This window comes from Bacillus cereus group sp. MG16 (assembly GCF_040459875.1).
GTDB lineage: Bacteria > Bacillota > Bacilli > Bacillales > Bacillaceae_G > Bacillus_A > Bacillus_A paranthracis.
This window is the reverse complement of record NZ_JARVHE010000001.1, coordinates 2,517,095-2,532,761: the sequence shown is the minus strand read 5'-3', so window position 1 is coordinate 2,532,761 and position 15,667 is coordinate 2,517,095. Positions and strand designations below refer to the sequence as shown.

The following is a 15,667-nucleotide window of genomic DNA, read 5'->3' as shown; positions in this document are numbered from 1 at the left end:
AGGAATAGTGCCTTTTGTTATTTATTTAGCTTCCCCTTCCGGAGTCGTTTTTACTTTCATTTTGTTTTTATCACGATTGTTATAGTTATACTTCGAACGATCTATCGGTGTAAATCCTTCCGGTGTGTAGAATCGTAATAAGTCACCATTTACGACTTGGTCAGAGTATTTTAACGAGTTTTGAACCATTTGTTCATTTTGTTTTATTTCATCTGTAAATTCTACTGGTTTTCCAGTCGTTGTATCATAGTATTTGCCGTTTAATGCAGTAACTGTTGGGCTTACGAAGTTGCCGTTACGGAACGCAACAACTTGCTTATGATCTGGTGATAATAAATCTGAACCGAATTGAACATAATTTTTTGTATCTGTTCCTAGTAAGTGTAAAAGAGTTGGAAGAACATCAATTTCACCACCGTATTGATGTTGTACGCCACCTTTCACACCTGGTACACGAACGATTAAAGGTACACGCTGTAACTGTGCATTTTCAAACGAGTTAATTTCTTTACCCATTACTTTTGACATTGCTGCGTTATGATTATCTGAAATACCGTAATGGTCTCCGTACATAACGATAATCGAATTATCGTATAAACCAGATTGTTTCAAGTAATCGATGAAACCTTTTACAGATTCGTCTAAATAACGTGCTGTTTGGAAATACGTATCTACAGATGAGTCACCTGTGTTCGCTGGTTCAATTGTCGCTTCCTCTTTATCAATTGGATACGGGAAGTGATTTGATAACGTAATAAACTTCGTATAGAACGGTTGTTTCAATGTTTCTAATAACGGAATGGATTCATTAAAGAATGGTTTATCTTTTAATCCATAGTTTACTACATCTTTTTCATTCATATCATAGTATGAAGCATCAAAGAATTTATTAAAACCAAATGATTTATAAATATCGTCACGGTTCCAGAATGTTTTATAGTTACCGTGGAATACTGCTGATGTGTATCCTTGTTGCCCTAAAATAGCTGGTGCTGATTGATACGTATTATGAGATTTCGTTGTAAAGACAGAACCTTGTGGTAAACCAAACATAGAATTCTCTAACATAAACTCCGCATCAGATGTTTTTCCTTGTCCTGTTTGATGGAAGAAGTTATCAAAGTAAAGCGTATTCGCATCTTTTGTAAATGAGTTTAAGAACGGCGTAACTTCTTGACCGTTTAATTTATAATCAATTAAGAAGTTTTGGAATGACTCTAAATGAATATAAATTACGTTCATTCCCTTACCTTTACCGAAATATTCAGGATTCGGACTAGCATAAGTTGATGTTAAATAATTTCTTACTTCTGTCATATTATCTCCATCAGCTAACGCTCTTTCCGTTGATGCTTTCGCACTTTGAATTCCATCATAAATTGTGTAGTTATACGCCCCTAAATATTTCACAATATAATTTCGGTCAAACGTTCTTGTTAATAATTCAGGACGGTCAGATTCTGCAAGTCCTAAGTTAACACTGAATAATAAAATACCTGCTACAAATACTAGTGATACTTTATGCTTCGCAACACGAATTGGTTTTGGATTTGCAAATTTCGTTGCAACTAACACAATTAAAATAATTGTATCTAAGAAGTATAGCGGATCATAAAGATGTAGCAACGCAACAATACTACCACCTAAATCTCCAAAGTTATTCGTTTGTGTCAACGTCGGGAACGTAATAAAGTCACTGAAAAAGCGATAGTATACGACGTTTGCATATAAAAGAATCGACAATAACAAGTTGATAACAATTAACCAAATATAAGATCGTTTCTCTTTTGCAAATAATGCAAGTCCTAAAAATAGCACTGCTGAACTAAGCGGGTTGAAAAACAGCAAGAATTTTTGGATTGTATTTGAAATACCTAAATTAAATTCTGTTACATAAGCCGCATATGTTTTGAGCCAAAATAAAATAACGGCAAACAGAAAGAATCCAAAATGATTGCTTAGCACGCTTTTGCTCTTTAATAAGAATTGTTTCATTTCTCCACCTCTTTTGATCATCCAAGGCTTATTTTTTATAAGTCTGTCTCTCTATTCAATTTTTTATCTTCAAATAGATTCTATTTATTTAACTATATGAAGAATACTAGTAATTATAATTTGAAGCTAGTATTTATTCAACTATTTCTTTCTATACATTTTGACCTTGGTTTCTATTTAACAAAATAAATTTGTAACATTTTCTGTTTTCTCCCAAGATTCATCCACTAATTATGACATCACATACTATATACCTTTATTCCCTACTTCGCAAATAAATATGTCTCCAGTTCTGGAACATTAATGTAATATAATTAAATTCACAATAGATAACATTTATTTTTTAATGTATATTATATTTCTTCAGTTATTTATGCTTCAGCCATTCTTCTATGTACAACATTCAAATCTCTTTCCTTCAATAAAATTATTTTTAAATAATTATTCACAATCCATAAAATACAATTTATAAAAAAAACCTCGTTCTCAAAACGAGAGCGAGGTTTTCATCATTTATTATTGACCTTTGTACATTGCATCTACTTGTTTTTGAAGTTCTTCATTTTCTAAGAACTCATCGTAAGTAGCCTCTTTATCGATTACACCGTTTGGCGTTACTTCGATAATGCGGTTTGCAATTGTTTGTACGAACTGATGGTCATGTGATGTGAATAAAATTGTACCTTTAAATGCAATTAAACCATTGTTTAATGCAGTGATAGACTCAAGGTCTAAGTGGTTCGTTGGGTCGTCAAGTGTAATAACGTTTGCACCACTTAACATCATTTTAGATAACATACAACGAACTTTTTCGCCTCCAGATAGTACTGAAACGTTCTTCTTAACTTCTTCGCCTGAGAATAACATACGGCCTAAGAAACCACGTAAGAAGCTTTCTGACTCATCTTGTGGAGAGAATTGACGTAACCATTCAACTAAGTTGTAGTCACTGTTCTCAAAGTATTTAGAGTTATCTCTTGGGAAGTACGATTGAGATGTTGTAACGCCCCATTTAAATGAACCACTATCTGGCTCCATTTCACCCATAAGGATTTTAAATAATGTCGTCATCGCAATATCGTTACGACCAATAAATGCAACTTTATCACCTTTATTTAAAGTGAAGTACACATTATCTAACACTTTTTCACCATCAATTGTTTTAGAAAGACCTTCAACAGTTAATAAGTCATTTCCTACTTCACGTTCTGGTGTGAAGCCAACGAATGGGTAACGACGAGATGATGGCTTAATATCATCTAATGTAATTTTATCTAATAATTTTTTACGAGAAGTTGCTTGTTTCGCTTTAGATGCGTTTGAGCTAAAGCGCGCAATGAAGTTCTGTAACTCTTTTACTTTCTCTTCTTTTTTCTTATTAGCATCTTGTGTTAATTTTAAAGCTAATTGGCTTGACTCATACCAGAAGTCATAGTTACCAACATAAAGTTGAATTTTACCGAAATCAAGATCAGCCATGTGCGTACATACTTTATTTAAGAAGTGACGGTCATGGGATACAACGATAACTGTATTTTCAAAGTTCATTAAGAAGTTTTCTAACCATTGAATCGCTTTTAAGTCCAAGTGGTTGGTAGGCTCATCTAGTAATAGAATATCAGGTTGACCGAATAAAGCTTGAGCAAGTAATACTTTTACTTTCTCTGCACCAGTTAACTCAGACATTTTCTTATCATGAAGGTCTTCACCAATACCTAAACCTTTAAGAAGGATTGCAGCTTCTGACTCAGCTTCCCAACCGTTCAGCTCAGCAAACTCACCTTCAAGTTCTGCAGCACGCATACCATCTTCATCACTAAAGTCTTCTTTCATGTAAATGGCATTTTTCTCTTGCATTACTTTGTAAAGACGAGTATGACCCATAATTACAGTTTCTAATACTGGAAACTCTTCATATTCAAAGTGGTTCTGTTTTAATACTGCTAGACGCTCGCCTGGCGTAATATGTATGTCACCTGTTGATGGTTCGATTTCTCCAGATAAAATTTTTAGAAACGTTGATTTACCAGCACCGTTTGCTCCGATTAAACCGTAGCAGTTACCTGGCGTGAATTTTATGTTAACATCTTCAAACAATTTGCGATCCGCGAAACGCAAACTAACGTTACTTACTGTAATCATTTGTGTCCTCCTACTAATACCTAGGGTTTCTCAACCCTTCTCCAATTTTAACAGAAATCCATAATTTACGATTCCTTTATTTTCATCTGTAAACAATTCTACTAGAACATGCTAATCATTACAACTTATAATTATGATATAAGTAGTTTTATTGCTCTTTTTAAAGAATTATTTATTAATATCCTTTAAAATCCATTAACAATTTAAGGCGCTAAATACATATATAATCACAAGAATTGCTACCATTATATCCAAAAAAGACACAGTTTATAAAATCTTACGCCCCTCTCACCGATATTACACCTTATACTTCTCGAAGAATTCATAGAGCGCAATCTCTACAATTTCATCACGATTTAAACGATACTCATCTTCGATTGTACCTAATTTCGAACATATCTCCTTGCCGATATTCACCGTCCTGCTAACCTTTCCTTTCGATCCACTTTCTCTAATGCGTTCATGCAACGAATGAATCGGATTAGTTTTCCTCTGTGCCGAAATCTTTTCCTTTTGTTGCATGAGCGTATTAACTGCGTTTTTAGTCGTATCCCATTCGCTTAGCATTTTCAGTAATCCACTTACGTCTTTTTTTGTAAGTACATCATCCGTAGTTTCTACCTTCGTATCATCGGAAACCGCTATAAATTCTCGGATATCTGCTTTTAAAGGCGCCTCTCCTTGTCCTGTAAAATGCCAACCTACGCCACTTTTTTTACTATATTCATACCTCGCGTTTTTTAACCCTCTTAACAACCTTTTATCACATATACCAATTTCTTTTCCAATTTCCTTAGCGCTACTTTCTTTTAACGACTTTATCAATTCTTCAATCTTCATATATTATTCCCCCTTCAATTACGCAACTTGCGTAATATTCCTATTATTCAAATAATTAAATTTCATCTTCTAAATATATCACATAAAAATAAAAAAAGTTGTAGCAAATCTACCACGACCTCACTTTCGCCCTTCTCTTAATCTATTTAAATCGGTATAGAACGCATATAGGCGCATAACTGTTCATCACATTAAATCTAATCGCCTCAAATCGTTAATCTCGGCGACTTATTTTCGAATATTGTCTCGCTGCGCACAAAAAAGAGAGCGAAGTCCGTTAAGACCTCGCCCATTTCCGCACTATTTTATATATTTTGATCGCAGTCTTAATTCTTCCTCTTCGCGAATGCCTGCCGATCCTTTCTTCGCATTTTTTACGATGATCCAGTTCGGGTTATTTTCCTCGCCAATGTTCTGTACCGTGAAGTTACCGTCACCGTATTTGCTCCGACCTTCCACGAGTTTTTCCGTTAAATCATTCTCTTTTGATTTCGCCATCTTTGCGCCATCTCCCTTTTTATACAACCTTCTTAAACTGTCCAATCACACGTCCAGTCAATTGGAGATCCTCGCTTTCCGCTTCGATTAATTGTAACACACTGTCGACGCCCGTAATGCTGAAAGATGCGATTCCATTCGTTACCGATCTATATCGTTTACGCATAAAAAGCGACTAGAGCCGAAGCCCTAGTCGATTAATTTCGATTATTTCATTCTAGTCGATAAGCCCATAATCTTAGCGTGAGCCGCTTCTTGTAGCATTTCTAGTGTGTACTCGCCGACTAACATTCCTTGCATGTAATCGCCTTTTAGTCCTAAAAACTGGTGAGAGAATTCGCGACCTCTTAGCGGTCTAATAGATAAGCGATTCGCATCTACGATCAGGATTTCTCCCGCAGGGATGTTTTTATTTAATAAGATCTCAGCAGCGCCGAAGTCACTCATGTAATGATCTACGACTTGACCTCGACCATTGTCTAAACGATCTAGACGAATCTGCGCGTTATTGAAAGCTGAGATAGCGATCTTTTGCGTAGCTCCCGCGATGATCTTGTAATTACCGCTCACAGTAGATCCGCTTTTCTCGAAGATTGCGCGGAATGCTTCGATCAGGTGCTCGTCTGTGATCTCTGCGCCTTCTGCTTTGATAACATTTGTTTTGATAAACGAACGAATACCGCGCATCATACGCGTATTTCCTCGCTCGTAGCGAACTCCGTTGATTACCGCTTTTTCTAGTTGTAACGCTAGTTCTAATTGTTTCTTTTGTTTTTCCTGTTCGAACGCACTATCAATGCCGTATTGCGCGATTGCCTGCGCCGTACCTGTTAACTCGACTGTCTCGTCGAAAATCTGCATCAGATTCGATACACGATTACGAGGCTTGTAACGAGCGTCACGAGCGTCTGCACCTTCCGAACCTTCTACAAACATAACTTCTAAAGTTGCGCCAGTTTCTACAGTTTCCGCAGTTGTGTCCGCATATCCACGTAATACCGTTAACGTTTCGCCTTCGACTTTAGCTACTAAGACTAACTCTTCGCCGTTACGGATAACTTGATTCGGTCGGAATGCTTCTGCGTCTTCGACTGTAATCGTCGTTGCTTCTGCCGACGCTTCGTTCGCTGCGATACCATCCTGCGCAAACATTTCATCTTCGAACCATACGTGTTCTACGTTAGTTACTGGATCACCGAAACCGAGTAAGTCGAGCATAGGTGTTTGTAGCGGATTTAGTAATAACATCTCGTCTGTTACGCTTTCTTTGACACCGATTAGTTCATTAGAATAAGTTTTTACCATTTTTATTTCCCCCTTAGAATTAGAAAAAGCCGCCCGATTATTGGCGACTTCACATTGTTTTTATCTATATTAATAGGCGATTTACCTTTAAATATCGCTTAGCTCTTGAATCTCGCAGGTATTTGTTTATACTTCAAGATATTATTCCAATCGCTATCATTTGGCGGTACAGGAATATCGCCGATACCTGCCGCATTCTGCATGATCGGTCTAGCGCCTTTTCGACTTCTAAAGCGCTCATTCATAAACTCGACTGCCCATTTATTTTCGCTTTCGATGCGTAATATTTCTAAGACTGCCGCGAAGTAATCCTTTAGTCCTTGTTCCGCCTTCTGACGCAGTGGATCGACCTTCTCTTTTCGTAAGGTTGGTACGAAGTTCTTTCGCCAGTCACTAGCAAGGTCGTCGAGTGTGATCGTACCTGCTAGATTCGCCATCGCATAATCATTCGCTTTACTGTACTCGCCCTCGGCGACTTTCAACGCAGCCTGAGCCTTTTCGATATCTGCTAGCACTGCTTTCTTTTGCGTCGCTACTTTTTCACCCGCAAATTCTTTTTGGAGAATCGCTTCATACGCCTTTGTAGCGGACGTTACTGCCTCTTTCGCAGTTTGTACCTTCCCTCGATAACCTGCGATAAACTCGTTTGCCTTATCGTTTTGTACTGTGAATTCATCGTATAGTTTCCATTCCATCTTTCGTTTCCCCTTTCGTATTTCCCTCTAGTAGTTTGATACCCTTACGCAGCCATTCGATTAATACTGTGCGCCACTTTGTTATTGATTTTATTTGTATTATTTCGTTCGGATCTTTTAATTCGTAAACATCTATTAAAGCGGTTTGTGTCCGCTCGTCTTCGAAACATCTAAGCGTTTCGCTCGTATCTTCCTGCGTTTTATAGTGTCCCATAATATCGGGTTCGCCTAAACACGCAAGGTATATATCTTCTGTGCTTGTCCATACGTCAAAACTAGGAAAGTCCTCACAGTTTACACATACAATTTCTCGTAGTTTCTCGGCTAGCGGCTTCTCTTCTAAAAGCAATATGACCTGAGTCAGTAATGTGCCATCTCTATAGAGGTAAGCAACTAAGAAGGATTTACCCCGCAGCTCATACATATCAGCCACTAGTAACGGGCGCATATTAATCGCCTTCTTTCGTTTTTAGTCGTTTTTGTAGATCGTTGCTTATGGCGATCATACTGCCGTCGAACGTTTGTAATAAAAATAGATTATGTTCGCCGATGATCTGAGTAAGAAGTTCAGCTTTCTCTGATGGTAACTTTTGATCGCCTGATATATAGCGTGATATGCTCGCCTGTGTCGTTCCTAATAGATTCGCTAGGTCGAATTGCGTAATCTGTGCGAGCTTTAAGATTAACGCAAGGACTGACGCATTATATGACGGGTGGTTGTACATTACGTTTCGCCTCCTTGTTTCGTGTATTTTATACATGTGAGATTAAAAAAGAGCGGGTAAACCCGCCAGTGTAATCGAGCTTATAAGAAGAAGTAAACGATTATTTACGCGCATCAGGTCGTTATTTTTAATAAGACGTTTCCGCGCCAAGTGCGATATATTTGTTAATTTATCAATGTGCCATTACCGCAGATCGAGAATAATCTACGGCTGACACTACGAAAAGAGGAACTCAGAGGGAGAAAAGGAAAATCTTCTTCTCAATATATATGTAGTTCTATTTACTATTTAATTGTATATTCTATACAAATTTTTTGTATTTCTTTTTATTACCCTTGTGATATGTGAAATTATTCATCACCTCCTTTCTCGCGTTCCTTTTCTTGATACGCCGATTAGCTAGTTTCCGAATTTCGTCCAACTCTAATCTAAGCGCGGATCGCCTATGTATTTTTGCACCAACTTAACCGCTCCCCTAGGCGTTATCATTAGCGTCGTTTCGATACCACGAAGGATCGAATATGTCAGGCGTTTTTATGCCCGCAGCTCCCTTTGGTGTTTGCGGTATGGCGATCCAATTCGGGTGCAATTCCGTACCCGAATTGACGATAATGTGATGCTCGCCGTATTTCCTACGACCCTCAGCGATAACCTCGGATAATTCGCTTGTTCGTTGTGCTCTTGATTTATTTTCGATGTGTGTCATTTGCATTTGTACTACCTCCGTTTGTTTTTGTTTGTCTCATAATTCCGATTGCTGAGATCGTGAACGTCGCTCTCACTCCTAGAAAAACGTATCAGACTTTCGTATCTCGTATTCTTCCCGACGTGCCTTTTCTTGCTTTTCGCGTTTAATTCGTTTTTCATTAATGTAATTTGAAATCTCATTTACACGATCGAATAGAATGGCGTAACTCTGTGTCCCCTCGATCATTCCTGTCCGCTCGATTATCTTCGCTTTTTCTAACGTATATATGACGGTGAATATCGGATAGCCCAGTGAATCCAATATACTTTGACTACTGATAGACAGCATTTTAGTCATTACCGACTGTGCTACACCTTTAACTTCGCCGCTATCGTTGCCCAATCGCTTAAGTAAAGTTAACAACTCTAGAGGTATAGTAGACGGAATTTCGCAGCCCCTCGTAAGCTCTTCCATTCGTACCTCTTCGCCTCTTATGTTTATTAGTTTAGTCATTTACATTCGCCCCTTTTCTTTTCGATACTTCCTCATTCGTTCAGTTTCCGACGCGCTAAATTCGGTCATGTTTCGTTCGAATTCGTCATGGTACTCTTTTGCGAGTGGGTAGCGTTGCAGTAGTTCCGCTTCTGTTAATGGCGCTAACGGTACATAGCGATTGGAATTCGTTTTATTGGCGCGTTCGACGCGGATAAGTCCGACTTTTTTCAGTAGTGCAATATGCCTTTTAACCGTCGATGTCGTTTTCTTTAGTAGGTTTGCCAGCTCATATTGAGATGGATAAGCATATTTAGTGTCTTTTGCCGTATATTGAATGATGACTTGATATAGAAATATCGTTTCTGTCGTGAATCCGTACGGCTGCAAGTTCATGTAGTGCATGATATTCCTCGGCACTTTGATGAACCCACTCTCCGTTTTTTCGTGCTTATCATAGAATGGTTGCTCGTCGTACTTCTTCGTGATCGATTCTAGATCCTTGACCATCTCTTTCTTTCTCGATCGGCTATCCTTTTGTGCCTGTCGTTGCTCTTCTGTTAGTGCCATAATAAGCACTCTCCTTTCATGTTCGTTTGATTAATCACTGTTCGTTAGTTGGATTAGTCACTGTTCGTTAGTGTGATGTATCTTACGTAATAAAGACGTTATTAAAAAGACGTTATTATAAAAATAATATTTCTGTATCGAATTCAAAGAGCGAATTCTTACAGTGATTTTACGCAGCAATATAGACATTAATAAGATCGTGATAGAGCGTAAAAGACATTTAAATAATATACGCCGCCATCCTGACGTTAATATATACGCGATGACCCAATCATTTTCGGTCAAGTGATGCGTATTTGTCCGCATTGTCACCGTACTTACGTAAACATAGACGCCACCCTTTACATATTTCGGGTGACTTCGTATGCAATTCGTACAGGCTGCGGATATCCTTACACGTACATAAACGCAAACTCTTTCATTATCAGGTGAACCCCCTGTTTCAAAAATCAGCACAGAAATTTTTATATGATCGTAATTTTCGATATTCGTAGGGGATTGGGTAAAAAGTCTTCATTATCTGCTACGTGGAAAGTAACCCTATGGGTTAAAAATGGTGCTCGCTAGGTTTTAGCAGTTGCGTACGAGGCTGCCGCCGCGGGCTTGGAGGGTCTGAGCGTTTCGGAAAGTTTGGGACAACGTAACACCTTCGACATTCTCAGCGTTTAGCAGCAAGCGAGAGAGCCTTTAAAAGAAGTTTCGAAGTTTCACGATCAAGAAAGATTCACGAAAAGAAACACAAAGAAAGAAACATTAATTCAAATTAAATCACGAACATTAATTCGATTCACTGCGAAGAAGAAAGAAGAAACGAATTGCAATCGAACTCAACGAGAAGAAGAGCGAGCGAACGAATCAATCAAAGACTTTAATCATTAGAAGAAGACAACGAAGAAGATCAATGAATGAAATGAATAACAATTCAATCGCAACAATTAAATAAGAAGATCAAACAAGAACGATCCTGATCCTGCTACTCACGATCCAGTACGATATGATGCGAAGTAGTGTGGTACGCCGCAGCGTAGTCATACGGTGTGAGTATACGTGGTGTTAATGTATAACGTTCATTCTCAGGCTTTTGCTAGCCTTGTACTACACTTCTCCGTTATCCGAATACAATCGTATTACACGAGAACGTATGAGCGCCTGTACAAGCACGTATAACCCGACCTATATGCGCCTATCTATATCGGGGCAATGGTATCGGGCTATTGGTCGAGTGGTATGGCGATGTGGTATAAAACGAAACATATAGCGGGCTATTGTTATATAAGTGTACGTCGTGGGTAATGGTCTAAAAAGGTACACGTTTGTAGACACTGAGAAAACGATCAGATATAAGTCTATTAATAACCAAAAATAAACCTTTGTGTACGTCTATTAAATAATTGACCTTTACAGACACAAAATGTATATTTAGGTTAATGATAAAAAGAAACGGGGTTTTCATTATGACAATTAATTTTGCATATCTGAGAGTATCATCGAATAGTCAGAACTTAGATCGACAATATAAAGCGGTGCAGCCGTATGTAACAGATGAGAAATATATCTATACCGATAAGGCAAGCGGAAAGGATATGGATCGCGAGGGCTTTCAGAATATGCTTAAAGCGATGCGCGCAGGCGATACATTGTACATCAAATCCATTGACCGACTAGGGCGTAATAAACAACAGATCAAAGAGTACTTAGAATACTTTAAGAAAGAAAAGATTCGCGTTAAAATTATCGACCTTCCTACGACAATGACGGACGTTCCTGCGGGGCAAGACTGGGTGATCGAAATGATTAATAACATTATCATCGAAGTTTATACGTCAATCGCCGAGCAGGAGCGTAGAACGATAAAGGATCGTCAACGTGAAGGCATCGACGCAGCAAAGGAAAAAGGAAAACACCTCGGACGCCCTGTTATGGAGCTTCCTGCGGACTGGGATCGATTGTATAGCGATTGGAAAGCGAAGAAGATCATGGCAGTCGAGTTTATGGCAGCGGTCAATATGAAGAAGGCGACATTCTATAAGAAGGTAAAAGAGTACGAGGCATCGCTTTGAGTGGCGTTGTCTTTTTTGTATGCACAGATATCTCACGAAGCCCTAGCGAAGATCATTCGAATCCTTAGACCTCTACGACTCCACGAATTGCATACGATCACGAACATAAATTAAATAAAATTACGAGGTTTTTCGATCAGGTGCGCGTAGATAATAACCTTATGAGTTTGGAAAGGCATCCTCTATATAGTGATCTGCTGATGTATAGCGATAACTACGAATCTACAGGAAGTACCACACATATGTATCGATGTACAACGCTCACTACTCGCAACCTATCATAAATCACTATCGATCACTACCGAAATGTAGCGAAGTGTACCAATCCCTATGAGGTCGTATATACGTAAATAAATGTAACTATTTTCATTACACGTAAACCACCGTAAACTTTACTCTCGCAAGGGATTCAGCTACTTTCTATTACATTATCAGGTAGTTTACATACCGTAAATTCCCGTTACTTTACGTATATAAAAAGAGCTACGCCTTCTCAGCGTAACCCTTATATCAATTACCGACTATGCGGTACTACAATTCTATTAAATTATACCAATTCATAAGAGGCTTCAATAAATCGCTCTAATTCTTCATCACTCATTTTATTAGAATTAGTCCCTCTTTGAGTATTGTTAATATTATCGCGGAATCTAACAATCATACCAGGATTCTCTCTTGTCATATTAACTAGATATTGTTTTTCTGTGATACCTTGCTCCTTAATTTCTGATCGGGCAATCTCTTTTTTAGAAGCAAACTCTTCATGATTTGAGCGATTTTGATGTAATTCACTCTCTTCGTCTCGATGTCTGTGTTGCCTCCATATACTAACAACCTGAGTCCAATACCTCTTTGGACCGTATAAATATTTATCAACAAGAGTTTCTTTTGGTATAAGAACTATCGGGTACCCCTCATGGGCAGGTAGCCTTTCTATTGCAGTCTCCCATCTATGGTTTATATTGTCCCAATACTGAAACTCAAATTCAACTGATAAATCAATGTTGTGAATTTCACATTGTTCTTGCGTAAAAGAAACTAGTTCCGCTTTTATTAAACTAGCTACTAAATCTGACAATAAATCTCTACCGAAATCTGGAACGAACACGTAAAAATCTTCTAATCTTCCGACAATTACATCCTCTAGTAATCCTTGCATATCAACAAAATCAAAAACCTTTGCTAATGACTCTTCTGAATTTCCATTCCCTCTTGGAAAACCTTCAGTATAACCTAAAAAGAGTTCATTGGACTCTCCCGAAGATTGAAAATGCGCCCTAGCCTCTTCAGTTCGACCCTCATTATACAAATCGAATATTGTATTAAAGAAATCTTGAATAATCACGCTACACCTTTCAAACCACTCTCCATCTTCAGCAGCTATACGCGTAGGGTCTAGAAAAATGTGACGCATCCCAAAGGATATTTCCCTCTGGGGTAGCGCCTACCCATTTCGGGTGCGATAGGTAAATCTTTGATGTTATCTCCAATTTTTCCCCCGCCCCACACCGTGCGTGCGACTTTCACCGCACACGGCGTTCCATCGACTGTTTAATGTCTTTGTGTTTCCTCAATCTAAAGGTTTATTACTTTTGTTAATGTTTTGTTTGTCAATTGATTTCTAACATTTCATTTTTCGCTTGTTTTCTAAGTTTATTTAGCTTAATGAGTTGTCCTTCGTTTAGCTTCAACTTCTCCATTAGACCTCCGATCACATCAGGCGATGTTGCATGGATTAATGTGTGTACATCTCTACATATTAGGATTAGGTTCTTATAACTATCATCTTGCGTATATTTCCAAGGTGTTTTATGGTGACATTGCATGTCTGATAGTATTAGTTCCTCGGAAGTAATTGCACATTTGCCATGTTGGGCTACAAATAGAGAGATTCGGTTGTCATTATATTCAACAGTTGCTCGTTGACTAATGACAGGGTGTTCTCTTAACCATTGTATTTTCCATTCAGGCACTGCAGATTGATTTTTATGTATCAATTCTCTACCTTGTGGTGTATACTTATTGATTTTTGTATCCTTATTTTTGGGGCTTTTGTGCTTGATATACGCTAGTGGTAGAATAGGAATATCATTTAGATATCGAACCATTGCTGATTTCATGTATCTTTTAATTCCTTTATCTTTCCCTTTGTACTTCCCTTTCCTATTAACATGTAATCTGTTGTAAATCCTTATATTTAGGTGTTTATGGATGCTTGCTAAATCCCTATTAACCTCGGTCGCAATCTCATAGTAATTATGTGTGCCAATTACCATAGAGTTGTAGCGAACAATAGCTTTATTCTTTAGTCCCTCATTTTTACTTCTTTGAATTACAGCGATTTGATCTTCAAATTGTTTTTGGATTTTCTTTTTGGTTTTGTTTGATATGTGTGTTCTTGCAATTAACTTACTTCCCTTTTTTACCATTTTGATTTCAAAACCAAGAAATTCACTACTTTCCTTACGGAGATTTGTGATTTTTGACTTTTCCTTCGAAATTGGTAGTTTTAGGCGTTCTTGCAACCACATCTCACATGCTTTAAAGATTTTTTGTGCATTCGATTTCGTAGCGGTGAAGATTTTGAAGTCATCTGCATATCGAACAATATACATTTCTTTCAAAGCCGTTGTTTTGCGCATTTTACTGTAATGTGGGTACTTGTCAACATGTCCGCCCTTTTTAATGGTTAATGACAATTCCTTTAACAACCTGTCTTCCCATTGATTTGTTATCCACCAATCGAATTCATTTAGATTGATATTGGCTAATAATGGACTTAATATTCCACCTTGTGGTGTACCTTTGTTTGGATATTGCATTTCACCATTGGGCAGTACTATTGGGGCTTTTAACATTTTTCGGATGATTACAAGAAGTTGTTTATCTCGTATTCCCATAGTCCATAGTTGACGCATGAGTTTTTTGTGATTAACTTCATCGAAAAATCCTTGTATGTCTACATTAACTACATATTGCATATGACTTCGATTCACCCTCAAGGTTGCATCTGCCATAGCTGTTTCAGGGCTTCGATTTGGACGGAAACCGTGACTGTGTTTGTTGAATTTTGCCTCGCATATAGGTTCAAGTACTTGTTTTATACATTGTTGCGCAATTCTATCCCACATTGATGGAATTCCGAGTGGTCTCGTTTTCCCATTAGGCTTTGGTATCTCTACGCGTCGCACTTTTCGTGGGGTATAGTTAGAAAATCTTTTTTGAACAATTTTGATGAAATCTTCTTGACTGAGTTTCTCAACATCCTTGATAGTAACTCCATCAATCCCCTCTGTGATACTTCCTGAATTGCGTTTAATATTTCTAAACGCTAAAAGAATATTACTTTCAGAGGTTATGACTTTCATTAACTGCTTGAAGTTTCCTCCATTTAGACTTTTGGCATATAACTCGTCTTGTGATTCCTGCATACCGTAGTATTCAGAATGTCTAAGCGAGTTATCCTTTAGTCCCTCTTTTCTAGACCTTTTCATGTTTTATCACGCTCCAATCTTGGCTCGTGACCTTTTAAGTCATACGAGAATTCCATGAGCGATTGAGGTTATATGACTTTTAAAGAGTCGACTTGTGGCTATTGCTCCAGTTCCATTACAGAACCTTCTTTGCTCCTACCACTACTCTCACTAATGTTAAAAG

At 37.9% G+C, this 15,667-nt stretch carries 15 protein-coding genes; 1 reads left to right on the top strand and 14 read right to left on the bottom strand.

The window, feature by feature from the left end; genetic code table 11:
• Window positions 1-21: 21 nt before the first annotated feature.
• The 12 genes from ltaS to QCI73_RS12895 form a co-directional block, all read right to left on the bottom strand.
• Window positions 22-1,995, bottom strand: a complete 1,974-nt coding sequence (gene ltaS, locus QCI73_RS12950; RefSeq protein WP_353823077.1) for a lipoteichoic acid synthase — start codon at window positions 1,993-1,995, stop codon at window positions 22-24.
• Window positions 1,996-2,511: 516 nt separating this feature from the next.
• Window positions 2,512-4,137: an ABC-F family ATP-binding cassette domain-containing protein gene (locus QCI73_RS12945; protein WP_000633868.1), complete on the bottom strand. Its 1,626-nt coding sequence runs from the start codon at window positions 4,135-4,137 to the stop codon at window positions 2,512-2,514.
• A 297-nt stretch (window positions 4,138-4,434) separates the two neighbouring features.
• The gene (locus QCI73_RS12940) at window positions 4,435-4,977 is read right to left on the bottom strand and encodes a CopG family transcriptional regulator (protein ID WP_353823076.1); all 543 of its coding nucleotides are present in this window, start codon (window positions 4,975-4,977) and stop codon (window positions 4,435-4,437) included.
• Window positions 4,978-5,277: 300 nt separating this feature from the next.
• Entirely contained in the window at window positions 5,278-5,475 is a 198-nt protein-coding gene (locus QCI73_RS12935; protein ID WP_098686110.1) for a cytoplasmic protein, read from the bottom strand.
• A 19-nt stretch (window positions 5,476-5,494) separates the two neighbouring features.
• Window positions 5,495-5,641 carry a hypothetical protein gene (locus QCI73_RS12930; protein WP_176546643.1) on the bottom strand — a complete coding sequence of 49 codons (147 nt, stop codon included), beginning with the start codon at window positions 5,639-5,641 and terminating at the stop codon, window positions 5,495-5,497.
• A gap of 41 nt (window positions 5,642-5,682) precedes the next feature.
• Window positions 5,683-6,780, bottom strand: coding sequence for an SU10 major capsid protein (locus tag QCI73_RS12925; RefSeq protein WP_353823075.1), 1,098 nt, complete (start codon window positions 6,778-6,780; stop codon window positions 5,683-5,685).
• Window positions 6,781-6,878: 98 nt separating this feature from the next.
• Window positions 6,879-7,475, bottom strand: coding sequence for a hypothetical protein (locus tag QCI73_RS12920; RefSeq protein WP_353823074.1), 597 nt, complete (start codon window positions 7,473-7,475; stop codon window positions 6,879-6,881).
• The gene (locus tag QCI73_RS12915; RefSeq protein ID WP_353823073.1) at window positions 7,453-7,923 is read right to left on the bottom strand and encodes a hypothetical protein; all 471 of its coding nucleotides are present in this window, start codon (window positions 7,921-7,923) and stop codon (window positions 7,453-7,455) included. The genes QCI73_RS12920 and QCI73_RS12915 overlap by 23 nt, the downstream gene beginning before the upstream one ends.
• 1 nt (window position 7,924) lies before the next feature.
• The gene (locus QCI73_RS12910) at window positions 7,925-8,200 is read right to left on the bottom strand and encodes a helix-turn-helix domain-containing protein (protein WP_002172411.1); all 276 of its coding nucleotides are present in this window, start codon (window positions 8,198-8,200) and stop codon (window positions 7,925-7,927) included.
• A gap of 475 nt (window positions 8,201-8,675) precedes the next feature.
• The gene (locus QCI73_RS12905; protein ID WP_353823072.1) at window positions 8,676-8,912 is read right to left on the bottom strand and encodes a DUF4148 domain-containing protein; all 237 of its coding nucleotides are present in this window, start codon (window positions 8,910-8,912) and stop codon (window positions 8,676-8,678) included.
• 72 nt (window positions 8,913-8,984) lie between these two features.
• Window positions 8,985-9,401 (bottom strand): hypothetical protein, encoded by a 417-nt coding sequence (locus QCI73_RS12900; protein ID WP_353823071.1) that lies wholly within the window; start codon window positions 9,399-9,401, stop codon window positions 8,985-8,987.
• On the bottom strand, window positions 9,402-9,785 hold the full coding sequence (locus QCI73_RS12895; protein WP_353823070.1) for a helix-turn-helix domain-containing protein: 384 nt from the start codon (window positions 9,783-9,785) through the stop codon (window positions 9,402-9,404).
• Window positions 9,786-11,404: 1,619 nt separating this feature from the next.
• Here QCI73_RS12895 and QCI73_RS12890 point away from each other — a divergent pair.
• A complete protein-coding gene (locus QCI73_RS12890; RefSeq protein ID WP_353823069.1) occupies window positions 11,405-12,010 on the top strand; it encodes a recombinase family protein in 606 nt (201 codons plus the stop codon).
• Window positions 12,011-12,557: 547 nt separating this feature from the next.
• Here the strand turns inward: QCI73_RS12890 and QCI73_RS12885 are convergent.
• Both QCI73_RS12885 and ltrA read right to left on the bottom strand, forming a co-directional pair.
• Window positions 12,558-13,424, bottom strand: coding sequence for a hypothetical protein (locus QCI73_RS12885; RefSeq protein WP_353823068.1), 867 nt, complete (start codon window positions 13,422-13,424; stop codon window positions 12,558-12,560).
• 196 nt (window positions 13,425-13,620) lie between these two features.
• Window positions 13,621-15,504, bottom strand: a complete 1,884-nt coding sequence (gene ltrA, locus QCI73_RS12880) for a group II intron reverse transcriptase/maturase (RefSeq protein WP_000830948.1) — start codon at window positions 15,502-15,504, stop codon at window positions 13,621-13,623.
• Window positions 15,505-15,667 lie beyond the last annotated feature (163 nt).